Here is a 25,792-nt window from a genome sequence, read left to right on the forward strand (position 1 = left end):
ATGTATCTGTGTGGGCCGACGCGCCCCGGGTACCGCGAAGCCATGGCTTTGAGCAGACTCCTCGCCCGTCCCCTCCTGGCGTCGTACTTCCTCGCCAACGGGGTGCAGGACCTCAAGGACGCCCCCGCGCGCGCCAAGGAGGTCGCCCCGGTGGCCGAGGCGGTCGGACCCGTGATCGAGAACGCGACGCCCGACTCCGTCCACGTGCCGCAGGACCCCACGACGTGGGTCCGGGTCAGCGGCGCGCTGCAGCTCCTGGCGGGCGCGGCGCTCGCCACCGGCAAGGCACCGCGACTCTCCGCGGCGGTCCTCGGCGCGTCCCTGCTGCCCTCGACCGCGGCGCACCACCGGTTCTGGGAGGCGTCCTCCCCCGAGGACCGGAAGGCACAGCTGGTGCACTTCGCGAAGAACGTCTCGCTGGCCGGTGGACTGCTCATCGCGTCCCTCGACACGGCGGGCAAGCCGGGCATCGCGTGGCGCGCCTCGCACGCGGCGCACGACGCCCGTCGCGAGGCCGCGCTCCTCGGCACCAAGGTCAAGGCGCGCGTTCACTAGACTCTCGCGGGAGATGAGCACTCCTGACCCCTGGCCCGCGCCCACCGTCACCTCCCCCGTCGACGCGACCGTGAGCCTCCCGGGCAGCAAGTCGCTCACCAACCGCGCGCTGGTCCTCGCCGCGATCGCCGACGGCCCGTCCGTCGTACGACGGGCGCTGCGCTCGCGCGACACCCTCCTGATGGCGCAGGCGCTCACCGCCCTGGGCGCCACGGTCGACACCAGCGGCGACGACTGGGCGGTCACGCCGCTCGGCGGCTCCGTGCCCGGCGGTCGCGCCGAGGTCGACTGCGGGCTCGCCGGCACGGTGATGCGCTTCGTGCCGCCGATCACCGGGCTCGTCGCCGGCGAGGTGGCCTTCGACGGCGACGAGCACATGCGCAAGCGCCCGGTCGGCGAGATCCTCACCGCCCTGCGCGGACTCGGCGTGCCCGTCTCCGACGCCGACGCGCTCCCCTTCACCATCGCCGGCACCGGCTCGGTCGCGGGCGGCACGGTGGTCATCGACGCGTCGGCGTCGTCGCAGTTCGTGTCCGCGCTGCTGCTCGCCGGGGCGCGCTTCGGCGCCGGCGTCGACGTACGCCACGATGGCAAGCCGATCCCCTCACTGCCCCACATCGAGATGACGATCGCGATGCTGCGCGACCGCGGCGTCGCGGTCGACGACAGCGAGGCCAACCGCTGGGCGGTCGCCCCCGGCCCGGTCGCGGCGTACGACGAGGCGATCGAGCCGGACCTCTCCAACGCCGCGCCCTTCCTTGCTCTGGCGGCGGTCTCGGGCGGATCCGTCACCGTGCGCGACTGGCCGTCCTCGACCACCCAGGCCGGCGACACACTGCGCGACCTGCTGGCACAGATGGGCTGCACCGTCGCGCGCGTCGACGACGGGCTGCGGGTCACCGGGCCGACGGACGGCTGGCGGGGACTGCAGGGCCTGCAGGCCGACCTCCACGACGTCGGCGAGCTGGCGCCCGCGATCGCCGCGCTGTGCGCCCTCGCGCAGACGCCGTCGCAGCTCACCGGGATCGCGCACATCCGCGGCCACGAGACCGACCGGCTCGCCGCGCTGGCGACCGAGCTCGGCTCCCTCGGCGCCGACGTCGACGAGCACCCGGACGGCCTGACGATCCGGCCCGCCCCGCTGACCGGCGGGGTGTTCCACACCTATGCCGACCACCGGATGGCCCACGCCGGCGTGATCATCGGCGCTGCCGTCCCCGGCGTGCTGGTGGAGAACGTCGCCACCACCAGCAAGACCTTCCCCGACTTCGCCGGCTTCTGGTCCGGGCTGTTCTGAGGATCTGATGGGCAGGTACGACGAGCACGACGTCGAGCACTACGACCGTCCGCGCCGTCGTACCCGCCCCCGGACGAAGGACCGGCCCTCCCACGACGACGCCGTCGAGGGGCTCGTCGTCACCGTCGACCGCGGCCGGTTCACGCTGCTGATCGACGACCGCACCGTGATGGCCATGAAGGCCCGCCCGCTCGGCCGCAAGGGCGTCGTCGTGGGTGACCGCGTGCGCGTCGTCGGCGACGTGTCCGGCGCCGACGGGTCACTCGCCCGGATCGTGGAGGTCCTCGAGCGGACCAGCACCCTTCGTCGTACCGCCGACGACGACGACCCGGTCGAGCGGGTGATCGTCGCCAACGTCACCCAGTTCGTCATCGTCACCGCCCTCGCCGACCCCGAGCCCCGGCCACGGTGGATCGACCGCGCACTGGTGGCGGCGTACGACGGCGGGATGGCCCCGCTGCTCTGCCTCACCAAGGCCGACCTCGAGGACCCCGAGACCCTGCTGTCGACGTACCGCTCGCTGGGGGTGCCGTGGGAGGTCACCCGCCGCGACGCCGACCGGACCATCATCGGGCTCGACGCGCTGCACGACCGGCTGCGCGGCGAGACCAGCGTGCTGATCGGCCACAGCGGCGTCGGGAAGTCCACCCTCGTCAACGCCCTCGTGCCCGACGCGCGACGCGAGACCGGCCACGTGAACGCCGTGACCGGTCAGGGCCGGCACACCTCGACGTCCGCGCTGATGCTGCCGCTCACCGACGGCGACGGCTGGATCATCGACACCCCCGGCATCCGCTCCTTCGGGCTCGCCCACGTCCAGCCCGAGCACCTGATCGAGGCCTTCCCCGACCTCGACGAGATGACCGAGGACTGCCCGCGCGGCTGCACCCACGGCGAGGACGAGCCCGAGTGCGGGCTCGACGAGGCGGTCGCGAACGGCGAGGCCGATCCCGAGCGGGTCGCGTCCTTCCGGCGGCTCCTCGCCGCCCGCTCCGTCACCGACTACTGACCCGCCGCCCGGCGACTCGACCCGATTCGCCGGCAACTCGCCCCCGATGGGTGGCAAGTCGACCAGCGAAAGTGGCAAGTCGGCCTGAAAGGGTCAGGAGTCGATCTCCCAGGTGGCCTGGGCGCCGGCGTCGCCGGTGAGGAAGACGAGGACGAGGGTGACCACGGCACCGAGGGCGGTGAGGCCGGTCAGGGTGGTGCGGACGGCGCCGGTGCGGGTGTGGAACCACGCGGCGGCGAAGGCGAGGACGCCGAACACCGTGGCGCCGATGCGCAGCTTCGCAGCCCAGTCCTCGTGGTCCTGCAGCCGCTCGAGGAACGGCCCGCTCGCCTGGGCGAAGCGCTCGTCGCGCAGGTCCTCGCCCGACAGGTAGGCGACCCAGATGCTGACGACCGAGATCACCGCGAGGACGACCAGGGGCCAGCGCAGCCGGTCGCGCCACGACGGGACGCCGTAGGCCAGGGCCGCGAGGCAGGCGAGCGGCGTGAAGACCACCGCCGAGTGGACGACGAGCGGGTGGAGGGGGACCCCGTTGATCTCCATGGTTGAAGAGTGCACTACCGCGCCAACCGCCACCAGCGGCGACACGGCTAGGGTGCCCCTGTGGCCGCACCCGACTACACCGACGACCTGCGCCTGGCGCACCTGCTCGCCGACGACGCGGACTCGCTCACCCAGGCTCGCTTCCGGGCGCTCGACCTCCACGTCATGAGCAAGCCGGACCTCACCCCCGTGACCGACGCCGACCAGGCCGTCGAGGAGTCGATCCGTCGTACCCTCTCCCGAGCGCGCAGCCGCGACGCCGTCACCGGCGAGGAGCAGGGCACGTCCGGGCACTCGCAGCGACGCTGGATCATCGACCCGATCGACGGCACCAAGAACTACGTGCGCGGCGTGCCCGTCTGGGCGACGCTGATCTCCCTCGTCGTCGACGACGAGGTCGTGCTCGGCGTCGTCTCCGCGCCGGCCCTGCAGCGGCGCTGGTGGGCCTCGAAGGACCAGGGCGCGTGGACCGGCAAGTCGCTGATGAAGGCCACGCAGTGCCACGTCTCCGACGTACGCCGCCTCGAGGACGCGTCGTTCTCCTACTCCTCCATCAGCGGCTGGGAGGACCGCGGCATCGGCGAGGACCTGCTCGCCCTGCTGCGCCGCGTGTGGCGGACCCGCGCCTACGGCGACTTCTGGTCCTACATGCTCCTCGCCGAGGGCGCCGTCGACCTGGCGGCCGAGCCGGAGCTCGAGGTCTACGACATGGCCGCGCTCGACATCATCGTGCGCGAGGCCGGGGGCCGGTTCACCTCTCTCGACGGCCGCGAGGGCCCGTGGGGCGGCAACGCGCTGGCCACCAACGGCCACCTGCACGAGGCGGCCCTGTCCTTCATCGGCAGCACGACCGGCGGCGACGACGACCCGGACTGGCCGCGGACCGGGCCGGGCAGCGTGTCCGACCTGCGCTCGCGCCGCCACCGCCCGTCCGACGAGACCAGTGACGGAACACCCACCTCCGAGTAACCTGCGTCACATGCGCATCAGTGACGTGCTCCAGTCGAAGTCCCTCAAGGACGTCGTGACCATCCGTCCCGACGCGGGTGTGCGCGAGCTGCTCGCGACGCTCGCGGAGCACAACATCGGTGCGGTGGTGGTCAGCTCCGACGGTACGACGCTCGACGGCATCGTCTCCGAGCGCGACGTCGTCCGGACCCTCCACCACGACGGCACCGTGATCAACAACGTCGTGTCGGCGATCATGACGACCGAGGTGCGCACCTGCTCCCCCGACGACGACCTCGACGAGGTGATGCAGGTGATGACCGAGCTCCGGTTCCGCCACATCCCCGCCGCGCAGGACGGCCGGGTCGTCGGGATCGTCAGCATCGGCGACCTGGTCAAGCACAAGATCGACCAGCTGCAGTTCGAGCGCGACCAGCTCGACTCCTACGTGCACCAGAGCTGAGTCAGCCGACCCGCTCCACGACCTCCGCCACGGCCGCGAGGAACACCGGCCGCCAGCGGTGCACGTCGAAGACCACCGAGGCGTGCCCGCCGGGTGACTCGTGCACGCTCGCGCCCGGGATGGCGGCGGCCATCGCCCGCTGGCGGGCCGTCGCGATCGCGTGGTCGCGCGCGGTGACCACGACGGCCGTCGGGACGTCGATCTCCCCCAGCCACGGCCGGGCGTCGAAGCCGCCGAGCGTGCCGAGCACCTCCGGCATCGCCCAGGCGCTGGTGCTGCGGAACTCCGCCCACGCCCAGGTCGACATCTCCCCGCCGACGACGGCGGCCTCGGCCAGGGAGGAACGCACCTCCTGGACCCGCGCACGGTAGTGCTCGCGGAAGCGGGCGTTGGCCGCCCCGAGGACCGGGTAGAACATCGCGTCGCCGAGGTTCGCCCTCCAGCACGCCGCGGTCGAGGCGAGCACGAGGCCCGCCGTCCGCTCGCCGTGCCGACGCCAGAACAGCTGGGCCAGGGCGCCGCCCATCGAGTAGCCGACCGCGATCACGCGGTCGATGCCGAGCTCGTCGAGCACCAGCGCGGCGTCGTCGACGCAGTCCTCGAGTGAGAACCGCTCGGACACGATCCCGCGCCCGTGCCAGCGCTGGTCGAGCATCACGATGCGGTGGTCGGCGCGCAGCTCGTCGATCGTGCTGAACCACGTGAGGTACGACGTCGTGGCGAGCCCGTGGAAGAGCAGCAGCACCGGCGCGTCGGGCCGACCCTCGGGCGCCCCGGTGTCGACGACGAACGCCTCGCCGCGGCCCGGCAGGTCGACGTACCGGCCGTCGGGCAGGTCGGGCAGCGCCGGGAAGCGCTGGGTGCGGCGGATGCCCGCACGGACGCCGTACACGGCAGCCTTGCCGCCCGCGCGGGCAGCGACGAACGAGCCCTTCAGCGCGTGGCGGCCGGCGGACTTCATCACCTGCGTCGTCAAGAACTGATCCTCTGGTCGGGGGTCTCGGAGGACGCCGGCGGCTCGAGGTCGAGCTCGGCCAGCGCCGCGGGGAAGTACGACGCCAGCACCTGCACGTCCGGCAGCAGGTCGGGGCAGGCGAGGAGCGAGAAGTTCATCCGGTCGACATAGGACCAGACGGTCACGTTGAGGCCGATGCCGTCGACGAGCGGGCCGACGCTGAACAGGTCGGCCAGGCGCGCTCCCCCGACGGCGGCGGGCTCGCGCGGTCCCGGGACGTTGGACACGATCGCCGAGAAGGCCGCCGGGTGCCAGGATGCCGCGCGGAGCCTCGAGTAGGCACGCACCGCCGCGGCGAACGGGCGCGGCGGCGTGAACTGCGACCAGTCGACGAGGATCGAGGCGCCGAGCTGGGCGTGGATCTCCTTGGCGTGGGCCGTGGTCTCGGAGATCCTGCGCAGCCGCTGGACCGGATCGTCGACGTCGGTGGCCAGCGTGGTGAACAGGTTGGAGACCTGGTTGCCGCCGAGCCGCGGGACGGCGCCGCGCTCGTCCGTGCTCACCGGGACACCGGCGAGCAGGGAGGACGCCGGGTGCTCGTCGTGGGCGGCCAGCCAGCGGCGCAGCGCACCCGACGTCGTGGCGAGGACGATGTCGTTGAGGGTGACGCCGTCGTGCTGCAGGCGGATCCGCTTGAGCTCGGCGAGCGGGAGCGTCACCGTGGCGAAGGAGCGCAGCGGCGTGAGCGCGCCGTTGAAGGAGACCCGGGGCGCGTGCAGGACCGGCACCGGTGCGTTCGCCCCGGCACGTCGGGCGCGGACCACACCGCGCACACCGCGGAAGGTACGCCGCAGCAGGTCGGGGAGGTCGAGGAGCTGGCGGGCCGCGTCGGCCCAGGCGTGGCGCAGCAGGTTGACCTTGCTGGGCAGCCTGTCGGTGGTGGCGTACTCCTCCTGCACCGCCTCGGGCGTGGCGGCGGAGCGCACGTCGGTGACATTGGCGAGCAGCGCGTTGGCGGCCGCGCCGTCGGCGAGCGCGTGGTGCATCTTGCCGACGACGGCGACCCTGCCGCCCTCCAGGCCCTCGCAGTAGTGCAGCTCCCACAGCGGCCGGTCGCGGTGCAGCGGCGTGCTGGCGATGATCCCGATGAGCTGCTCGAGGTCGTGCATGCTCCCCTCGTTGTCGGGGCCGCCGATCCGGTGCCGGCGGATGTGGTGGGGCACGTCGATCCGGCGCTGGGTCACCCACACCGGGTGGTTGAGCCCGAAGGGCACCTCCACGACCCGGCGCCGCAGCGGTGGCAGCCGCTTGAGCCGGGCCAGGATGCCGGCCACGAAGGCCTCGTACGACAGCGCGTCGTCGGCCTCGAGGATGGCGATCTTGAGGGTGTGCATGTGGACCGACGGGGTCTCCATGTAGAGGAAGCCCGCGTCGAAGCCCGTCATCCGCTCGATCGCCGGGCGGACCCTCCCGCCATTCACGACGCCATCCCGGGCAGCTCGCGGACCATGATCTTGCCCGAGGCGTTGCGGGGCAGCGCGTCGAGGAAGACGACATCGCGTGGCACCTTGTAGCCGGCGAGCCGGTCGCGCACATGGGCCTTCAGGTCGTCGACGGTGGGCGCCTCGCTGCCGTCCTGCACGGCGACGTACGCCGCCAGTCGCTGGCCGAACGCCTCGTCCTCGACCCCGACGACCACCACCTCGCGGACGGCCGGGTGGGCTCCGAGGACCTTCTCGACCTCGATCGGGTAGACGTTCTCGCCGCCCGACACGATCATGTCGTCGTCGCGCCCGACCACGTAGAGCCGCCCGTCGGCGTCGAGCCGGCCGACGTCGCCGCTGACCATGTAGCCGTCGATGAAGTCCTTCTCGGCGCCGGCCGTGTAGCCGTCGAAGGGCGATGCACCGCGGACCAGGATCCGTCCCACCACCTCGGGCCCGACATCGCGGCCGTTGTCGTCGACCACTCGCAGCAGGGTGCCGCGCACCGGCCGGCCCGCGGTGTCCGGCGCGTGCCGGAGGTCGGCCGGCTGGGCGACGCTGATCTGCCCCGCCTCGGTGGCGTTGTAGCTGTTGTGGACGACGTCGCCGAAGCGATCCATGAAGGCGATGACCGACTGCGGCTTCATCCGCGAGCCGCTGGCCGACACGAAGCGCAGACTCCGCAGGGAGTAGCGGTCCAGGACCGCGGGCGGCAGCTCCATGATCCGCTCCAGCATGACCGGTACGACGCTGAGGCCGGTCGCGCGGTGCTCGTCGACGAGCGCCAGCGTGGCCTCCGGGTCGAACTTGCGGCGGGTGACGACCGTGGTGGTCATGGTCGCGGCGATCACGAGCTGGCCGAAGCCCCACGCGTGGAACATCGGCGCGGCGACGACGGCGGTCTCCTCCCCGCGCCACGGGATCATCTCCAGCATGCCGGCGAGCTCGTCCGCGCCGCCCCCGCTGCGGCGGGCGCCCTTCGGCGTGCCGGTCGTGCCGGAGGTGAGCAGCACGACCCGGCCGCGGGTGGCCGGCTTCGGCGGCGCCTGTCCGGCGTGCGCGGCGATCAGGCCCTCGATGCTCAGGACCCCGGCGGGGACGGGTGAGTCGGTCCAGCCGAGGACCTCGACCAGTCCGTCGATGCGGGACCGGGCGTACGCGACGACGCCGGCGAACTCCTCGTCGTACAGGATGACGCGGGCACCCTCGCGCTCCATCACGTCGGCCAGCTGCGGGCCGGAGAAGCCGGTGTTCAGGAGCAGCGCGCTGCCGCCGAGCCGCGAGTTGGCGAGCAGCGCGTCGACGAAGCCACGGTGGTTGCGGCACAGGATCGCCACGGTTTCGATGCGCGCGTCGTCAGCACCCGCCGTCGCGAGGAGCCCGGCGGCCAGCGCCGCGGAACGGTCCTGCAGCTCCCGCCAGGTCAGCGCCCCGCGCTCGTCCACGAGGCCGGTGCCGTGCGGGCGTCGTACGGCGGCGAGGGCGAAGCTCGTCGTGGCGTTGGTGCCCTGCTCGCGCAGGATCCGCACCAGGCGGACGTACTTCGCCGGGCTCATCAGCACCAGCATCCGCGTCGCGACGAGGACCTTGAACACCCACAGCTGCGTGCGGATCCGGTGGAGCACGACCATCACCCCAGCACCGGGAAGCGTCGCTGTCGAGACATCTCCGCCAGCGCGTCCTGCATCCGCCCGCGCACGACCTCGTCGACCTCGGCGAGGTCCGGTTCCGGCCCGAACTCCGCCTCGATGTCGATCGGGTCCAGCACCTGCGTGGTGATCTTGGTCGGCAGCGGGAGGTTCAGCGGTGCGGGCACCAGGCCGAACGGAAAGCCGAAGCCGATCGGGAAGAGGTCGGTCCGCATCAGCCTGCGCAGCGGGGAGTACCTGCCCAGCCACTCCCCGCGGGTCAGGAAGAGCTGCGACTCCTGGCCGCCGATCGACACGACGGGCACGATCGGCACGCCCGCCCGCAACGCCGTGCGGAGGTAGCCGGTGCGCCCGTTGAAGTCGACGACATTGGCCTTGAGGGTCGGCCGGAAGGTGTCGTAGTCGCCGCCGGGGAAGACGATCGTGACCCCGCCCGCGGTGAGGATCTCGTGCGCGGCCTCCCGGGTGGCGTTGACGAAGCCGAACTTGCGCATCACCGGGCCGGCCGCTCCGGTGAACAGCATGTCGTGCGCCAGGCAGTAGAGCGGCCGGTCGGCGCCGAAGGTCTCGGCGAAGGAGACCGCGATGATCGGCACGTCCATCGGCATCAGCCCGCCGGAGTGGTTGCCGACGATGAGAGCTCCGCCGTCGGGGACCTTGTCCATGCCGGACACGCTCGAGCGGAAGTAGGCCTTCATGGCCAGCTTGAGCAGCGGCAGCGCGCCGGCGACGTACGACGGGTCGCGCCGCTCGAGCGCGCTCACGACGCTGCTCCGGGGAGCCCGGGCAGGACGTTGCGCCACGCGAAGGGCTCCCACGCGGCCGGGTCCTGCCGGAGCCGGTCGACGACGACGGAGAGCACCAGCGGGTTGGCGACCATCCCGACATGGCTGCTCACGACCTCCACATTCTCGGCGGGAGGCTCGACCTGCTCGTCCACGGTGCAGCCGCGCCAGGGCACGATCCCGTCGGTCCTCGACCACACCGCGGTGAGCGGCACCGGAACCGGCCCGCGCAGCAGGTCGACGATCTCGCGGGCGTTGTCGACGATGCCGTGCTTCTCGCGCGACTTCTCGAACATGCCGGTGGCGCGGGTCCGCTCCCCCTCGGCGCGCCACGGGGAGCCGAGGCAGACGACCTGGCGGACCCGGTCGGGGTGCTCGTGGGCGAGCCAGCGGGCCAGCAGGCCGCCGAAGCTCCAGCCCACGACGGCCACCGACTCGCCGTACCGGTCGGCGACCTCGGCGAGGCGCTGCGGCAGGCCGGTGACGATCCTCTCGGTCAGCCCGTGGTTGCTGCCCAGCTCCCAGCCGTGCACCTGCCACCCGCGCTGCGCGAGGTGGCCGCGCAGGCGTCCCGTCAGCCGGTCGTGGGCCGAGAACCCGGGCAGCACCAGCACCGGCCGGCCCGCGCCGAGGTCGCGCTCGGGCAGGGCCACGGCGGCGAGGTCGAGCAGGCGCGAGGCGCCGTACTCGACCGTCCAGCGGGGCAGCTCCAGGAGCATCAGGGCACGCGCCGGCGCCCCGCCTCCCGGAGCACCTCCGTGCTCGCCTTCGAAGTCGTACACCCTTGCCCCCATGTAGAACGTGTTCTAGTTCTCTGGGAGTATGGCCGCTGACCTGCGACGACGGCAAGCGCGAGGGTCGCAGATCACATCCGCGCCGGCCCCGCTCAGGAGGCGGCGAGCGGCGTGAGCGGGTTGCCCGGCCGGATCGTCGCGCAGTTGCTCGGCGCGGGTGTGCCGGCGAAGCGTGCGCCCAGCCAGCCGATCGCCTCGGGCAGCCACAGCGGCACCGACGTGAAGTGGCTCAGCGGGTACTCGCGGTGGACCACGCGGGTGCCGTCGGCGCAGTACTGCCGCGCGAGGGTGCGCACGTCGCCGGCCAGCATCACGCCGTCGCCCCGGCCGAGCCCGGCCTTCGTGCCCGGCGTTCCCTCGAGCTCGCCGCCGGTGCCCTGGCCGATGAACATCGGCACCGTCGGGCTCGGCCGGCTGCCCAGGTTGAGCTTGTTGACCGTCGTCACGAAGACCGGGATGTCGGCCGGGTCGGCGTAGGCCGGCTTGGTGAGCTGCTTCCAGGTCAGCCCCGGGTAGGCGCCGAGCACCTGGCTGATCGAGGCCTTCTGGAGCTTGGCGTAGACCTGCTTGCCGTAGTCGCTGAGGTACGGCGTCAGGTCGATCCCGTAGGCCCGGGCCACCCCGACGACGGCCATCGGCATCACGCCGGCCCAGACCATCGAGCCGTCGACGTACCCGAGATTGGCCGAGGGCCGCACCAGCACGCCGCCCTCGGCGGCGCCGACCAGCCGGCGGTTGACGTCGGGCGCGTACGACGGCGCGAGCGTGGACGCCCAGTTGGTGGCGATCGCGCCACCGGAGTAGCCGAGCAGGCCGACCTTGGCGGTGGGGGCGATGCCGGTGCCGCTCGCCCGGAGGACCGCGCGGATCGAGTCGAGGGTGACATAGCCGTACTCGGGACCGGCGGCGAAGTCGGCCGTGGGCCCCTGCGTGTCCGCCATGACGATCGCGTAGCCCTGCAGCAGGAAGGACGACACCAGCAGCGTCTCGACGTGCGCGGGCATCGCGCCCAGCGTCCGCGCACCGGTGAAGGCGCGCGAGGGCCCGTGCTCGGGGTCGAGGGAGTCGTAGAACGACTGGTAGGAGACCACGCGGGTCGCCGTACCGGTCGGCGGCTTGATCACCGAGGTCACCCCGGCGACCGCCCGGCCGCGGGCGTCGGTCGTGCGGAAGAGGACCTGCACGACGGTGAGCGGCAGGTCGAGCCCCGCCACGCTGTAGGGCACCGTCCGCGTCCTCAGCACCGCGCCGGGCGCGTAGTCCGCCAGCGGCCTGGTGCCCGTGTAGGTGAAGAACGGGTCCGGCGTCGCGGCGGCACCCCGGACCGCCGGAGCAGCTGCCGGAGCAGCCTGGGCGCCCGGCGCGACCGAGGTGAGCGATGCGCCGAACGCGACGGCGATCGCGAGCAAGGACGCCGCGAACCGAGCACGGCGGGACGTGCAGGACCCCATGAACCGACCAACCCTCCCCGTGACCGTCGTCACGAACCGCTGGCAATGATTAGTGACAGTCCTGTCACTTGTCAACGGTCGTCGCGACCGGGCGGACGCTCAGGCGCAGGGCCAGGACGTCGCGTACGACGTCCGGCGGGCTCCCGACTTCAGCAGGATGTCCACCCGGATCGCGCCGCTCGAGGCCCGTGGGACGGAGGAGACGAAGACGGCGTCGCGCTGGAGCTGGCTGCCGGTCAGCGTGAACCTCCGCTGGCCGTCGACCGAGAAGGTGGCCGAGCGGACGCTGCTGCGGGCCGCATCGCTGAAGTAGGCCTTCACCCGGTTGTAGGTGCAGTCGCGGTGACCGGCCTTGACGTAGCCCAGGCCGTCACCGGAACGCGCCCGCAGGGTCCCGATCGGGAAGAGGGCGACGGTGGCGGTCGCGCTCGCCGCGGCCGAGCGCGCGGTCGTGGAGTTCGCCGGCACGTTGACCGAGGCGTCCACGCCCCCGCCCAGGGTGTAGGTGCCGGCGGGGACGAGCTTGGTGAGCGAGCGGCCGAGGGCCACGAACCCGCCGGTGACGTCGGGCGACCCGAAGCCGGTCTGCGAGCTCCCGCGCGTGCTCCCGCTGCTGCGGACGACCAGCCAGGACCGCGCCGGGGTGACGGCCTGGCGGGCGGAGACGGTCGCGTCGACCGCGTAGTTGTCGACCGCGCAGATCGACGGGCTGCGCGGCTTGGCGGTGGCCGAGGCCGACACCTTGATCCCGACCTTCGTCGAGCCACGGCTGTCGGCGGCGATCCGGCCGGTCACCGTGGTCGCCCCGGACACGGCGCTGCTGCTCAGCGTGCCGGACCTCCGCAGCCGGACCGTGCGCCAGGCGCCGTCCGCCTTCACGGTGACGTCACCGGGCTCCGTGCCGGTCAGGGCGTTGGCGCAGCCCGAGGGGACCGAGACGTAGTCCCACGAGCCGAGCACGGCGGAACCGACTGCGGCGTGCGCCGCCGGTGGCGCGGCGAGCCCGGTGGTGACGCCCAGCACCAGCACCGTGACAGCGCCCGCCCAACGGCGAATGGACATGGCAGTGCTCCCCCGGGACAGCCGGCCGCGACGGCCGGCGACGATCAACGCTTGCGCCGGAAACTACCAGTGCCCTCGCGCCGTGTGAGCCGCCGCACGCCGGCCCGGACCCGCGCCACCGGCCAGAACGCCAGCACCCGGCGCCCGACGGCTGCACCGATCCGGCGCAGGCGGGCTCGCGCCCGGGCCAGGGCTGCGCGCCAGGGCACCGAGGCGAGCGAGAACCGGGCGAGCAGGCGCCGCCACCACGGCGTCGCCTTGCGGATCCGCTTCAGCGCCGTGTCGACGTCCGCCCAGTAGGCGCTGGCCTCGTCGGGCGTCGGCTCGTCCGCGCCGTAGACGTGCCGGTCGGCGGTGTGCGCCAGCGTCACGACCGGTACGACGTCGTAGCGGTCCGCGGCGGCGTAGGCGCTCTCGCGGCGGGTGGCCCCCGGCGCCGGCCGGACGCCGAGGTCGCGCATCCGGTCGGCGAGCTCGCGCCAGGCACCGGTCAGCCGCACCGTCGCGTCACCGGCCCTGCGGCGCCGGCGGCGGCGCAGGAACTTGTAGAGCAGGACGCCCCACAGTGGCAGCGTCAGCAGGGCGATCTTCGCGACGTCGAGGAGGATGCCGAGGATCGTGCCGAGCACCTCGAGGATGTCGATGTCGCTGCGCTCGCCGTCGCCCTGCTGGAGGTTGTCGCTCGCCTCCTTGGGCTCGCCGGGCACCCGCGGCGGCTGCAGCACCTGCGGCTGCGGCTCCTCGTTGGGCTCGTCGTTCGGCTTGCGGAGCTTCTTGTCCTCCTCGGGCGTCGGGTCGAACGCGACCCAGCCCGCGTCGTCGAACTTCACCTCGGTCCAGGCCGTGACGTCCTCGCCCCGCACCTCGCCACCGCCCGGCGGCACCTTGAAGCCGATGACGACCCGGATCGGCAGGTTCATCTGCTGCCCGGCCAGCGCCATCGCGGCGGCGTACTGCTCGGCGTTGCCGACCGGCGTGGCCGTCTTCATCAGCACCGCGAGCCGGCTGAAGCCGTGGCCGGAGGGCGTGAAGTCGTCGACCCCGTCGGAGTAGTAGCTGTGCTCGCGGAACGCGTCGCGCAGGAACAGCGCGACCTCGCCGTCGGTGCCGCGGTCGAACCCCGCCTCCACCTGCCAGCGCTGGACCCGCTCGACGAGCTCCTCGGGCACCATCTTCGGCCGCGGCAGCGCGACGGACGCGGCGCGCAGCTCCCTGACCTCCTCGTCGGCGAGCTCGGGGGCGACCTCGGCCTCGATCTCGAAGGTGGTGCCCTGCTTCACCCCACCGATCTGCGCGACGGTCTCCGTCTCGCGGTTGATGACCAGCTCACCCGCGGCCTCGCCGTCGACCTCGCCGTTGGTCAGCGGGGTCATCGACAGCGTGGTGCCCACACTGGGGACCCACACGCCGGTGTAGGCGCCGATCGTGATGGTCCCGCGGGTGGTCGCCTCGAGGTTGGCCTCCGGGTCGTTGCGCAGGCGCCGGAAGGTGCCGGAGTCGTGCACCGAGCCGGGGCCGCCGGACACGTTCCACACGATGCCGTCGTAGTAGTCCATGACCGCGAACCGGACGCGGGTGCCGCTGTCGAGACCGTCGACGGTGAAGAGGGTGGTGTCGCGCAGCGCCTCCTTCTTCTTGTAGGCGCGGAACTTCGCGAGCGGGCTCGGGTAGTCCCGGGGGTCGAAGGGCGGGTCGACGTGGTCGCGCAGCACCGCGCGCTGGTCGCCGGTCCCGGCCATCGCGGCGACGCCCAGCGCGGCACCGCCGGCGAGCGCGACGACCGCGAGGGTCGCCACGACGCGGCGTCCCCAGCGGGCGCGCACGTGCCGCTGCGCGCGCCACCGCAGCCACACGACGGCGACGGCCGCCACCGCGAGGCCACGCAGCAAGGTGGCCTCCGCGGTGATGTCGCCGAACGCGCAGCCGACGACGAGGACCAGTCCGAGCACCGGTCCCGCGAGCCCGGCCCGGCGGGTGCGCCACAGCAGCACGGCAGCCGCCAGCCCGCCGGCCAGGCCGGTCAGCAGCGGCACGATCAGCACGGTGCCGGTCTCGGCGAGGGGCACCGGCAGGGTCAGCGACTCCCGCCAGGTGCGGGTCGCCCCGGTGACGAGGTCGCGCAGCGAGTCGGCTGTCGGCAGCACCCCGCCCCTCGTGCGATCGGGGACGACGACGGCGGACCCGACCGCGAGGTAGCCGGCCACGGCGACGAGCACCGTGAGCCACGCCCCCCAGCGCAGCCGTGCGCTGACACAGGCGACGAGGACGCCCAGGCCCAGCCCCGCGACGAGGGCCACCAGCCAGCGGTGACCCAGGTAGGCCTCGCCGAGCGGCCACGCGCAGAGCACGCCGAGTCCGACGACGAGCACGGCGTCGACGAGCACCAGCCACCACGAGGGCAGGGTGCCCGGCCGGCCGCGGCGCTGCGGCACGACCACCACCGGGCCGCTGGTGCTGGTGCTGGCCGAGCGCACCGGCGGGCCGACGGGCGGGGGTCCCGGCGGCGGGCCGGGCGGGCCGGGCGGCGGCCTGAGCGCGGTCATGCGGACACCCGTCGTACGGCGACACCGAGCTCCTCGAGCCGGCCGACGGTGGACACGGCGAGATCGCCCAACCAGCGCACCGACGGCTCCTGCCCGACCAGGCAGCGCATCGCGATCACCCGGGTGTCCACGGGCAGGTACTGCCGTGCCCGGCGCAGCTCGGTGATGCTGACGCCGGACCCGACGCACAGCACGATCACGCTGGCCGCCAGCTCGTCGAGGCTGAGGTAGCGGGCGACGTCGACGAGGTGCTTCGCCTTCCAGTCGTAGGTCAGCCCGGAGAGACCGTCGAGGAAGCGCTGGGCGCCGGCCGACGGCAGCGAGGCGTGGGAGGCGACGGCGCTCAGCTGCTGGCCGTCGGCGAGCGCCTGCGTGCCCAGCGAGCCGGCGACCGAGATCGCCATCTCGAACTCGTCGTCGCTGGCGTAGTCCTCCAGCCGCGAGCTGACCATCGTCAGCAGGTGCGAGCGCCGGGTCTCCTCGAACTGGCGGACCATGAGGGTGCCGGTCTTCGCGCTGGACTTCCAGTGGATGTGGCGGCGGTCGTCGCCGGCGACGTAGCCGCGCAGCGCGTGGAAGGACACGTCGTTGTCGGACACCTTCGGCACGGTGCGGCCCTCGAGGTCGCGCACCAGGCCGGCGGCCGAGCCCTCCACCCGCAGGGTCTTGGGGTGCACGTAGAGCGTGTCCATCTGGCTGAGGTGGGCCTCACGGCGCAGCAGGCCCAGCGGGTCGGCGCGGACGGCGGTCACCGGGCCGACGTCGAGGACCGCGCGGTGCTCGGTCGGGATCGCGAACAGCTCCTCGTGGACCGCGCCCGGAGCCAGCGCGGGCAGCTCGAAGGCAGCCCGGCCGGCTCCCACCGGGAACTCCACCACGAGGGGGCGCGAACGCCGCGAGCTCGGGTTGGTCAGGGTGAGGTAGCCGTTGGCGCGCTCCCCCACGATCACGCGGTCGCGGGCCAGGTCGAGCCGCGCGGCCAACGGCTGCCGGCCCACCACGAAGGCCACAGCGATGAGCAGCAGCAGCGCCAGGAAGAGTCCGGCGACGAGCAGCTCGGGCCAGTGCAGGAGCGGGCCCGCGACGAGCAGCGCGACGGCCAGCACGCCGACCACCCAGCCCGCCTCGGTGACGGTGTCCGTGACCGGACGCAGCACCGCGCGGACGCGACCGGTCCGCTCGGCGATGCCGTCGCGCCAGCCGCCGACGACCGCCTGGCGGCGCCGGTTGGCGGCGGTGAGCGTACGACGGATGCCGCTCGCCCAGGTGCGGGGGCTCATGTGCTCAGCGACCCGCGGGCTCCAGCGGGACGGACACGCGCTCGAGCACCCGGCGCACGACGTCCTCGGTCGTCGTACCCCGGAAGTCCTCCTCGGGGTCGAGCACCATGCGGTGCGCGAGCACGGGGACGGCGAGCGTCTTCACGTCGTCGGGGACGACATAGTTGCGGCCGTAGGACACCGCCCACGCGCGGGCCGCACGGACCAGGGCCTGCGCGGCGCGGACGCTGGTGCCGAGGACCACCTCGGGGGCCTCGCGGGTGCCCTCCGTGATGGCGGAGACGTACTCCAGGACGGCCGGCTCGACGTGGACCTCCTGCGCCAGCCGGATCAGGTGCAGCACGTTGTCGCCGCTGATGATCGGGTTGAGGACCGTCGCTGCCTTGCCCTTCGGCGCGTGGGTGAGGATCTGCACCGTGCTCTGGTGGTCGGGGTAGCCGAGCGAGGTCTTGATGAGGAAGCGGTCGAGCTGCGCCTCCGGCAGCCGGTAGGTGCCGGCCTGCTCGATGGGGTTCTGCGTCGCGATGACCATGAACGGCTGGCCCACCGGGTGGGTGACGCCGTCGACGGTCACCTGGCTCTCCTCCATGACCTCCAGCAGCGCCGACTGCGTCTTCGGCGAGGCGCGGTTGATCTCGTCCGCCAGCACCACGTTGGAGAAGATCGGGCCCTTGTGGAACTCGAACTGCTGCGAGCGCTGGTCGAAGATGGTCACGCCGGTCACGTCGCTGGGCAGCAGGTCGGGGGTGAACTGGATCCGGTGGTGGTCGCCCTGGATCGTCTGGGCGATCGCCCGCGCCAATGACGTCTTGCCGGTGCCGGGGTAGTCCTCGAGGAGCAGGTGGCCCTCGGCGAGCAGGGTGACGAAAGCGAGCCGGACGACCTCGGTCTTGCCGACGATGGCCTGCTCGACGTTGGCGACGAGCTGGGCGAAGGTCTGCGAGAACCACTCGGTCTGTTCGGTGCTGAGCGACATGGATGTCCTTTCTGGACCTAGCGGCTGATCGTGTCCGAGACGCCGGACGCGGAGACGGTGAGCGTGCCGTTGCCGGTGAACGCGCAGTCGCGGCCGCCGGCGTTGTAGTTGTTGGGGAACGACTTGTCGACGGACTGGTTGAAGTCGCAGGTGCCGTTGAGGTTGAGCGAGCCGTGGTCGGTGTTGACGGGCACCGGGCCGTCGTTGGGGAAGCCCTCCCCCTTGACCCGCGCCTCGCAGCCGCCGAGGCACACCGTCTGCCAGGTGATCTCGATCCACCGCATCCGGGAGTACCCGGTGATCGGCACCGCGTCGCTGTACTTGCGCGGGTCGCCGGCGGCGGCGGAGGAGACGGTGCGCGCGAGGATGGTCTTCCCGTCCCCGCCCTGCCGGACCTGGGCGGCGTTGCCGTCGGAGCCGTTCAACCGGTCGTCGTCCACCCAGTTCGCGCCGCCGTCGAGGCTGTACTGCACGCCGTCGATCGACTTGCCGTTCTCGCTGCCGGGACTGATCCGGATGTCGACGTAGTAGTAGTCGCTGCTGACCGGCGCCGTCACCGGCGGCGGGTCCGGCTTGCCCCAGGTGTCGATGCTCCCGAGCGAGGCGTCCTCGCCCTGGACGGCGCGGTCGCCGTTGCGGGTGACCGCCCAGACTCGGATCGAGTGGCGGCCGTTGCCGTCGAACTTGATGTCGGTCCCACCCGGGCCCGGCGCCGACGACACGATGTCGCGCGCCCCGGTGCCGTCCTCGACGATGTAGTAGTCGATCGGCAGGCCGCCGTCGTCGGCAGGCGGGTCCCACCCGATCCGCGCCGTCTGGTCGGCCGGCGACGGCGCGACCTCCTGCAGGCCCCGGACCGGACCGGCCTTGGTGTACGGCCGCCCGGTCGCCCCCGGGCTCTTCTCGCTGATGCCCGCGTCGTTCTTGGCGGCGACCGAGAACGTGACGTCCTGGCCCTTGCGGATGCCGTCGGCGGCGTTGAAGGTGCGCGAGGTGGTCGAGGCCGGGAAGCGGTAGCTCGACGCCTTGCAGCCGGAGCAGTACACGACGTACTCGGAGACCGGGTTGCCGTTGCTCTGCGTGTCCGACCAGCCCGACCACTCGATACGGACCCACGGGTCGCTGCTGTAGGGCGAGTCCTCGCTGGCCGTCAGGCTCGGCTTCTGGCCCGAGGGCGCCGGGACGCCGAACGGCTTGACCGCCTTGGAGGCCGCGGAGAACTCGCGCTTGGGATCCACCGCGTTGATGGCCCTGATCTCGAACGCGTAGGGCGTGCCGTTGGTCAGGCCGGGGATCACCCGCGAGGTCTCGTTGCCCGACGCGGTCCACGTGCTCGGGCCGCCGGCCTCCTTGATCTCGTACGACGTGATCTCGGAGCCCTCGTTGTGCGGCGGGGTCCACCGCACGGTGAGCTGCCGGTCCATCCTGTCGCCGGTCGGCGAGGGCTCGATGACGACCGTCGGCGGGGCCATCAGGTCGGGCGCCGTGTTGGGCGTGATGTCCTCGGACTCGGGGCTGTCCTTGCCCCAGCCCTCGCTGTTGCGCGCCCGGACCGTGAACGTGTAGGTGTCGCCCGGGGTGAGGTCGTTGAGGCGGCAGGTGGTCGCCGGGCACTTCTGGCTGAAGCCGTGCGAGCCGCGGACCTCGTACTCCTCGATCGCGGCGCCGTTGGACTCGGGCTCGCGCCACGACAGCACGGCCGACGACGCCTCGACCGACGACAGGACGGGCCGCTCGGGAGCATCGGGCTCGGAGATGACGGTGACGTTGATCCGCGCCACGACGTCGCGGGCGGCGTCACCGGAGGCGTCGGACACCGTCACCTTGATCTGGGAGGACCCGGAGGACGCCGGCGTGAACCACACCGAGGACCCCTCGGCCCGCAGCCCCCGCAGCTTGCCGTCGCCCTCGACCCGCGGGTTGCTCGCCTCGATCGGCTCGTCCGGGTAGGGGTTGACCGCGGAGTCGGCGATGTCGACGGAGGTCTCCTCGCCCTCCTCGGCGTTGACCGTGATGACCGGGATCTGCAGCAGCGGCAGGTTGCTGCCGACGACCCGGACCGTCACGGTCGCGGTCGCCTGGCCGCCGTGCCCGTCGTCGGCCACCACCTCGACGGCGAGGTCGTCGCTCGTGCCCGCACCGGCGGCCTCGACGGAGAGGATGCCGTCGTCGCCCTCGATCTCGGCGGAGATCCCCTTCGACGCGGACTTCACCGACCAGGCCATCGTGTCCAGGTCGCCCTCGTTGGCGTCGCGGGTCAACCCCTTCAGGTCGACGGTGGCCGCGTCGCCGTCCTCGGTGACGTCGACCGTCGCGTCGCGCATCTCCGGCGCGACGTTGCCCGCCGGCGCGACGTCGATCGGGATCGTCAGCAGGGAGCTGAGGGCGGTGTCCTCCCCCGCCGTCGTACCGTCGCTCACCTCGACGGTGACCGACGCGCCACCGACGTAGTCGCGGTTGGGGACGAACGACAGCGACGTCGACCGGCCCTCGACGGGCGTGATGCTGCCGTTGACGGCCGTCGGCGACGAGCTGGGGACGATGTGCGGCTCGCGACCGGCACGGGTGACGACGAGGTCCTTCAGGTCGAACACGGTCGTCTCGTTGGCGACCGCCTTGACCGGCACCCGGTCCTCGTCGGTCGTCAGCTGCGGCGGCACGTTGGCCGTGCCGGTCACGAACACCACGCCGTAGGTGAAGGTCGACTCGTCGTCGGCGTCGTCGAGGCGGTAGAGCACGACCTGGTCGTCGGCCTTGAGCTCGACCCGGACGGTCGTGTCGCCGTCGACGACCTCGCAGTCGCCGCCGCTGCCGGCGTCGCAGTCGGTGACGTGCAGGTCCGCCTTCGCACCGTCGAAGTCGAGGTCGTTGTCGAGCACCGGGACCTCGACGGTGTCGCCCGGGTCCTTGCCGATGATGTCGCCGAGCTCGGCCACGTCGTCGCGGGCGATCGGCGCGTAGAACGGCGCCTGCTTGCTGGCCGAGACCTTCAGCACGGCGCTGTCCGTCGCCGCGGCGGCGTCCTCGATGGTGTAGCCGACGTTGGTCTGCGCGGACCCGGAGTCGGGGGCGTCGCCGACCTCGACCTCGATGAACCCGTTGTCGTGCTTCGCCGGCGTGCTCTTGTTGAGGGACTCGACGCGCAGGGCGTCGTCGTCGGGGTCCGTGTCGTTGGTCAGCACGTTGTAGGAGATCGTCCGGTTCGGCTGGACGAGCACGCTGTCGTCGAGCGCCACGGGTGGCTGGTTCTCCGACTCCTCCGGTACGACGCCGACCCGGACCTCGGCGACGCCCGTCTCGCCGTACTTGTCCTGGAGCACGATCTGGAAGAAGTCGGTGCCCCGCTTGCCCTCGAACGCCTCGTAGCGGATCCAGTCGACACCGGTGTCGACGATCCGACCGAGCGAGGGCGCGGTGGCGATGCTGCGGAAGGAGGCGGCGTCACCGTCGGGGTCGGCGCCGACGAGGTCGACCGAGATCACCTTCGGGCGGCCGCTGATGACCCGGTCGATGATGGGCTGCGGGACGGGCGCGTGGTTGTTCTTCGCCGAGTCGGCGATGACGAAGATGCTCACCTCGGCCGACGCACTGCGCCCGTCGGTGTCGCGGACCCCGTAGATCACGGAGTAGGTGCCCGGCTCCTCGGGAGCGCGCAGTCGCAGCGTGTCGCCGGCGACCCACACGTCGAGGTCCTGCTCGTTCTGGAGGTCGGACTGGAAGAGCCGCGGCTTCGGCCCGTCGGGGTCGGAGTCGTTGGCCAGCACGGGGACCGAGGTGACCGAGCCAGCGCGGACGGTCACCTGGTCGTGGTTGGCGATCGGCTGCCGGTTGGCCTGGCTCGACGATCGCTGGGCGATCACGAGCGAGCCGCTCGCGGAGCTGCGGCCGTCGGAGACGACGTACTCGACCGTCACCGGCTTGCCGACGAGGTCGGCCACGGAGCTGACGACGGCCAGGCGCTTGTCGACGACGGAGACCTTCACCCCCGGCACCGACGGCCGGTTGATCCGCTTGACGACCAGGACGTCACCGTCGGGGTCGAGGTCGTTGAGCAGGAGGTCGACCTGGGCGGTGCCGCCCGGGGTGATCGTGACCTTGTCGCGCACCGCGACCGGGGGGCGGTTGTCCTTCGGCGGCGACTCCACGTCGAGCCGGATGAAGGCCGACCGCGTGGCGGAGGAGTTGTAGGCGGAGTACTGCAGGTAGTACGGCTTCGCCTTCGCGGCCTCGAAGGTGAAGGTCCCTGTCTCGAGGTCCTCGGTGATCGTCGTCCCGGCGTCGTCGCCGACGACCTTCACGTCCTTGAGGGTGAGCTCGCCGCCCTCGGGGTTGCGGTCGTTGGTGAGCGGCTGTACGACGACCCGCGTGCCTGCCACGCCGGAGGCGAGGTCGGCGACCAGCTCCGGAGGGGCGGACTCGCCGACGACCTCGACCGGGATCGTGGCCTCGTACTTGTCGATCCCGTCCTCGATGACGTAGCTGATCTCGCCCTTGGTGCCGCCGGTGCCCGGGTCGGTGAAGGTGAGCGTGCCGTCGGGACGGAACTCGACCCCGACCCCGCGACCGGTGGCCTCGGTCAGGGTGAGGTCGTCGCCGTCCAGGTCGTAGAAGTCGGCGAGGAGGTAGTAGCTCGAGGTCGCGCCGCGGGTCACCGTCAGCTTCGGCTGCTTCCGGTCCGGCATCGGCTGGGGAGCCTCGTGCTGGTCGTTGGAGCGGATCTGCAGGCGGACCTCGGCCGGGATCTGCTGGACCACCCGGCCGTCGGTCACGTAGTACTTGAAGACCGACGTCCCGGTCTGATCGCCCTGGACCATCACCTGGAGCTGGGTGCCGCCGCCGACGATCTTGACCTCGACCTCGGGACCGCGCACGTGGACGGTCTTGACGATCCGGATGATGTCGCCGTCGGGGTCGTGGTCGTTGAGCGCGACGACGGGCAGCACGGTGGAGCGGCCCGGACGGGCGCCGAGGTCGTCGTCGCCGGGCTCCGGCGGCCGGTTCTCCTGGTCGGGGACCTCGTCGGTCGTCTTCTTGATCTTCGACCGGTTCTCGTTCTGCGGGTCGACCTGCGGCCAGTTGTCGATCTTCGCCTTGCCGGGCTGCTGGACCAGCCAGGCGTCGCCCGTGCGGACGTCGTTGAGGACGATCACGTCGCGGTTGACGCGGAACCTCAGCTCGGCGCCGTCCTGCATGTCCGGGACCGGGTCGGTGTCGTCGTCCTCGTCGTCGGGGCAGTCGCGCAGGTAGTTGGGCGCGTCGTGGGACCCCCAGGCCGCGTAGACGCAGCCCGTGCTCGGGAGCACGACGGGCGGCGCGGGCGCACCGGCGGTCTCGTCCTCGCTCACCTTGTCCAGGTCGCCACCGCCGAGCGGGGTGACGTAGAGGCCCTCGCGGGTCGCGACGTAGACCTCGTCGCCGTCGGTCGCCGCCGCCTGGAGCTCGACCTGCGTCGGGTCCGACGTCTCCACGACCACCGGGTCGGCATCGGGACGAGCGAGCTCCAGCCGGGTGCGGTTGTAGAGGACGGGGGTGCCGCCGACGACCGTGAACGCCAGCATGTCGGGATTCGTGCCCACGTCGTCGCCGAGGTCGACCGTGTCGCCCTCCACGACCTCCCCGCCCTCGACCGCGAACGAGGTGGCCCTGCCGTCGCGGCGCAGCACCCAGGCCTCGCCGTCGGGGGCCACCGTCGCGGTGACCGCGTCGGCCAGGACCGGCGTCGCCGTCTTGTGGGAGAAGCCGGCCATCCGGGCGGCGGGCTGCACCCAGGCCTTGCCGTGGGCGAAGTCGACCATCGCGAAGGTGTCGCCGCCATAGGTCACCACGGACCCGGGCGGCAGGTCGGTGGCGTCGCCCGCGGTCGCGCGCGAGACGTCGACCGCCTTCACGGAGCGGTCCGTGGTCAGGTCCTCGAGGTAGACCTCGGTCGCCTGCTGGAAGACGTCGAAGTCCCGGGTCACGGCGTCGACGCCGAGGTCGAGCTCCTCGATCTGCGGGTTGAGCCGGGCGGTCAGGCCGAGGGACTCGTTGGTCACCCACACCCCGCCGTCGTTGAGCTCCACCTCGGTGAACGGCTTGCCGTCGTAGCGGTAGGCGAGGACGACGAGCACGCCCAGCAGGAGGGCGAGGGCCGTGCCGGAAGCGGTCCGGCGCCAGCGGCGGGTCACTGGCCCACCGCGCAGACCGGCTTGGAGAGCGGGGACGGCGCAGCGCCCTCGCGGGTGACGCCGACCTCGACGCAGACCGTCGAGCCGACCGGGACCGTGACCACCCTGCTCGTCTCCTCGGTGTAGTCCGCGCCGTCCTGGCTGGCCCCGTCACCGGTGAACAGCACCTTGAACTGGTCGTCCGGCCGCGGCTCCTCCAGGGACCAGCGGAAGGTCCACCGGGTGCCCTTGCCCGTCGTCCACACCTTCGGCGCCGGCGGAGCCTCGTCACCGGGTACGGCGTCGGCGGGATCCTCGCCGCGGATCGTGGGCCGGTCCGGGTCCTCCTCCTCGCCACCGGCGAGCAGGGCCCAGCCGATGCCGCCGGCCACCGCCAGCGCCAGCACGCCCGCGAGGATCCGCCCCGCCGGTCCGCGTCGGGGGGTGTCGTCGCGACGCGGCGGCGTACCGCTGTGGGAGGAGCCGCCGGTCGCGGAGGGCGCTCCCGGCACCCGGGTCTGCTCGTCGACGGCCGCCTGGTCGGGCGCGGGGCGCACGCTGACGGCGGCCGGGATGATGACCGACACCGGGCGGATCAGGGTGCGCGCGTCGTTGGGGTGCTCCTGCACGAGGGCCGACGGCGAGGCGTCCATGACCTCGAGCCGGGTCGGCGACTGCCGCATCTCGATCTGCACGTCCTGGAGCTGCCGGCCCAGGACCATCGCGGACACGGGCCGCTTGTCGATCTCGACCGACATCGCCCGGCGCAGGACCGACACCAAGGAGGCGGGCACCTCCGGCCGGCGCAGCGGGCTGAGCTGGCCGCGCTCGATGCGCTGCATCAGGCTGGCGTTGTCGTTGGGGGCGTCGCGGCGCTCGACCGGCGGGTGGCCGATGAGCAGCGAGTAGAGCGTGGCGGCGAGGGAGTAGACGTCGCTGCGCACGTCGGAGCTGTCGGCGAGGAGCGCCTCGGGCGGCGACCACGGGATCGAGAGCCCCTGGCCGGACGCGCCGCCCTCCCCCACGACCGACGCGATGCCGAAGTCGGTGAGCAGCGGGACGCCGAAGGTGCTGGTCAGGATGTTGTGGGGCTTGATGTCGCGGTGCAGGATCCCGGCCCGGTGGGCGGTCTCGACGGCGCTGGCGATCTTCACCCCGATGTCGAGCACCTCGGCGACCGCCAGCGGCTGGGCGCGGTAGCGCTGCGCGACGTGCGGCGGCGGGCAGTACTCCATGACGAGGAAGGGCCGGCCGTCCGAGCTCACACCGGCCTGGTAGATCGGCACGATCGAGGGGTGGTTGGACAGCTGCGCCATCACGTTGGCCTCGGCGCGGAACAGCTCCAGGGCGGCCGCGTCGCCGCCACTGCGCAGGACCTTGATCGCGACCTGCCGCGTCGGCAGCTCCTGCTGGTAGCGGTAGACGTCGGCGAAGCCGCCCTCGCCGACGAGGTCGACGAAGACGAACCCGGGGATCCGTGGCGGCTGCATGCTCAGCGCTCCGGCGAGGGGATGACCGTCGCGGTCAGCCCCTTGGACAGGGTCAGGACGTCGCCGACCGCGACCTCGGTGGCCACGCCGTGGTCGAGCGCGACGGGCGTCCGGCCCTGCCGCGCCAGCAGCGTGCCGTTGGTGGAGGTGTCGGTGACCGTGACGCGGATGCCGTCGCAGGCCACCTCGAGGTGGGTGCTGGAGACATAGGGGTCGTCGACCGTGACCAGCGCCGGGAGGTTGGCGCTGCCGCCGACCTGCTGGACCCGCGGGCTGCGGCCGATGAGCACCCGGCGCCGGATCGTGACGACCCGGCCGCTGGAGAGCTGGAGCGCGACGAGGGCGCGCACGGGCGGCGGGGG

19 protein-coding genes are annotated in these 25,792 nt (G+C 72.6%); 5 read left to right on the top strand and 14 right to left on the bottom strand.

Annotated elements, in window-relative coordinates:
• The first annotated feature begins 42 nt into the window (after nt 1–42).
• The 3 genes from AC2YHB_RS23210 to rsgA are packed head-to-tail and all read left to right on the top strand — an operon-like array spanning nt 43 to nt 2,861.
• Nucleotides 43–555: a DoxX family membrane protein gene (locus tag AC2YHB_RS23210; RefSeq protein WP_179650599.1), complete on the top strand. Its 513-nt coding sequence runs from the start codon at nt 43–45 to the stop codon at nt 553–555.
• A gap of 13 nt (nt 556–568) precedes the next feature.
• Nucleotides 569–1,852, top strand: a complete 1,284-nt coding sequence (gene aroA, locus AC2YHB_RS23215; RefSeq protein ID WP_179650597.1) for a 3-phosphoshikimate 1-carboxyvinyltransferase — start codon at nt 569–571, stop codon at nt 1,850–1,852.
• Between the two features lie 7 nt (nt 1,853–1,859).
• On the top strand, nt 1,860–2,861 hold the full coding sequence (gene rsgA, locus AC2YHB_RS23220) for a ribosome small subunit-dependent GTPase A (protein ID WP_487354701.1): 1,002 nt from the start codon (nt 1,860–1,862) through the stop codon (nt 2,859–2,861).
• Between the two features lie 93 nt (nt 2,862–2,954).
• On the opposite strand, the gene AC2YHB_RS23225 is transcribed toward rsgA, so the two are convergent.
• Nucleotides 2,955–3,404 (bottom strand): DUF2231 domain-containing protein, encoded by a 450-nt coding sequence (locus AC2YHB_RS23225; protein WP_179650593.1) that lies wholly within the window; start codon nt 3,402–3,404, stop codon nt 2,955–2,957.
• A 60-nt stretch (nt 3,405–3,464) separates the two neighbouring features.
• On the opposite strand from AC2YHB_RS23225, the gene AC2YHB_RS23230 reads away from it, so the two are divergent.
• The gene (locus tag AC2YHB_RS23230) at nt 3,465–4,373 is read left to right on the top strand and encodes an inositol monophosphatase family protein (RefSeq protein ID WP_179650591.1); all 909 of its coding nucleotides are present in this window, start codon (nt 3,465–3,467) and stop codon (nt 4,371–4,373) included.
• A gap of 10 nt (nt 4,374–4,383) precedes the next feature.
• Nucleotides 4,384–4,815 (top strand): CBS domain-containing protein, encoded by a 432-nt coding sequence (locus AC2YHB_RS23235; RefSeq protein WP_036542017.1) that lies wholly within the window; start codon nt 4,384–4,386, stop codon nt 4,813–4,815.
• A 1-nt stretch (nt 4,816) separates the two neighbouring features.
• On the opposite strand, the gene AC2YHB_RS23240 is transcribed toward AC2YHB_RS23235, so the two are convergent.
• The 13 genes from AC2YHB_RS23240 to AC2YHB_RS23300 form a co-directional block, all read right to left on the bottom strand.
• Nucleotides 4,817–5,791, bottom strand: coding sequence for an alpha/beta fold hydrolase (locus AC2YHB_RS23240; RefSeq protein ID WP_179650590.1), 975 nt, complete (start codon nt 5,789–5,791; stop codon nt 4,817–4,819).
• A complete protein-coding gene (locus tag AC2YHB_RS23245) occupies nt 5,788–7,251 on the bottom strand; it encodes a WS/DGAT/MGAT family O-acyltransferase (RefSeq protein WP_487354702.1) in 1,464 nt (487 codons plus the stop codon). Before AC2YHB_RS23245 ends, AC2YHB_RS23240 begins: the two co-directional genes overlap by 4 nt.
• Nucleotides 7,248–8,885: an AMP-binding protein gene (locus AC2YHB_RS23250; protein ID WP_487354703.1), complete on the bottom strand. Its 1,638-nt coding sequence runs from the start codon at nt 8,883–8,885 to the stop codon at nt 7,248–7,250. The genes AC2YHB_RS23245 and AC2YHB_RS23250 overlap by 4 nt, the downstream gene beginning before the upstream one ends.
• On the bottom strand, nt 8,885–9,667 hold the full coding sequence (locus AC2YHB_RS23255) for a lysophospholipid acyltransferase family protein (RefSeq protein WP_487354704.1): 783 nt from the start codon (nt 9,665–9,667) through the stop codon (nt 8,885–8,887). The genes AC2YHB_RS23250 and AC2YHB_RS23255 overlap by 1 nt, the downstream gene beginning before the upstream one ends.
• A complete protein-coding gene (locus AC2YHB_RS23260) occupies nt 9,664–10,470 on the bottom strand; it encodes an esterase/lipase family protein (RefSeq protein WP_487354705.1) in 807 nt (268 codons plus the stop codon). The genes AC2YHB_RS23255 and AC2YHB_RS23260 overlap by 4 nt, the downstream gene beginning before the upstream one ends.
• Nucleotides 10,471–10,574: 104 nt before the next feature.
• Nucleotides 10,575–11,933: a lipase family protein gene (locus AC2YHB_RS23265; RefSeq protein WP_487354706.1), complete on the bottom strand. Its 1,359-nt coding sequence runs from the start codon at nt 11,931–11,933 to the stop codon at nt 10,575–10,577.
• A 99-nt stretch (nt 11,934–12,032) separates the two neighbouring features.
• A complete protein-coding gene (locus AC2YHB_RS23270; RefSeq protein WP_487354707.1) occupies nt 12,033–12,995 on the bottom strand; it encodes a hypothetical protein in 963 nt (320 codons plus the stop codon).
• Nucleotides 12,996–13,039: 44 nt separating this feature from the next.
• Nucleotides 13,040–15,538 carry a transglutaminase domain-containing protein gene (locus AC2YHB_RS23275; RefSeq protein WP_487354708.1) on the bottom strand — a complete coding sequence of 833 codons (2,499 nt, stop codon included), beginning with the start codon at nt 15,536–15,538 and terminating at the stop codon, nt 13,040–13,042.
• Nucleotides 15,535–16,818 (bottom strand): DUF58 domain-containing protein, encoded by a 1,284-nt coding sequence (locus AC2YHB_RS23280; protein ID WP_179650579.1) that lies wholly within the window; start codon nt 16,816–16,818, stop codon nt 15,535–15,537. The genes AC2YHB_RS23275 and AC2YHB_RS23280 overlap by 4 nt, the downstream gene beginning before the upstream one ends.
• Nucleotides 16,819–16,822: 4 nt before the next feature.
• Complete coding sequence (locus tag AC2YHB_RS23285) at nt 16,823–17,794, bottom strand: AAA family ATPase (protein WP_036542008.1); 972 nt, start codon at nt 17,792–17,794, stop codon at nt 16,823–16,825.
• 17 nt (nt 17,795–17,811) lie between these two features.
• Nucleotides 17,812–23,961, bottom strand: a complete 6,150-nt coding sequence (locus AC2YHB_RS23290; RefSeq protein ID WP_179650578.1) for an Ig-like domain-containing protein — start codon at nt 23,959–23,961, stop codon at nt 17,812–17,814.
• On the bottom strand, nt 23,958–25,430 hold the full coding sequence (locus AC2YHB_RS23295) for a serine/threonine-protein kinase (protein WP_179650577.1): 1,473 nt from the start codon (nt 25,428–25,430) through the stop codon (nt 23,958–23,960). The genes AC2YHB_RS23290 and AC2YHB_RS23295 overlap by 4 nt, the downstream gene beginning before the upstream one ends.
• A 2-nt stretch (nt 25,431–25,432) precedes the next feature.
• The coding region (locus tag AC2YHB_RS23300) for an FHA domain-containing protein (RefSeq protein WP_487354709.1) at nt 25,433–25,792 on the bottom strand (360 nt) is incomplete at its 5' end.

The organism is Nocardioides sp. SRI_004, from assembly GCF_057586415.1.